The sequence below is a fragment of the Gilvimarinus gilvus genome, assembly GCF_030518155.1.
Lineage (GTDB): Bacteria > Pseudomonadota > Gammaproteobacteria > Pseudomonadales > Cellvibrionaceae > Gilvimarinus > Gilvimarinus gilvus.
Window position 1 is genome coordinate 1 of sequence record NZ_JAULRU010000485.1, and the last position, 383, is coordinate 383.

The window sequence follows — 383 nt, forward strand, 5'->3', positions numbered from 1 at the left end:
CATGCTGGTTGGGCTGTTTCGACCACACCGGCTTGCGGTTGAGGATGGTGGGGAACAGCATGGAATTCTTCAGGCTGGAGAACTCATCGTCGTCGAACGGCGTGGCGCCGCCCACCCGCACGAAGCGGAAGCTGCCATAGGGGTCACGCTGGTACAGCGGCGCCTGGGCGCCGTAGCGGATCGCCTGGTCGTTGAACTGCAGCTTGCGCTTGGCCTGGCGGAAACGCTCGAAATCGTGCCAGATCAGGATTGCCACGGGGTGGCCGATGAACATCGGTACCTTGCCAGGCGGCAGCAGCGGGTCGGGCGAGTGCGCTTCGGGCCAGGCGATGCCGTCCTGTTCCAGGTCGGCGGCGGTGACGACACGGTCTGGTTGCAGGTCT

The 383-nt window shown here is 65.0% G+C and carries 1 protein-coding gene; it reads right to left on the bottom strand.

What is annotated here, in order from left to right; all coding sequences use genetic code 11:
* A partial coding sequence (locus tag QWI17_RS09015) for a hypothetical protein (protein WP_302722181.1) occupies positions 1-383 on the bottom strand: 383 nt, incomplete at both ends.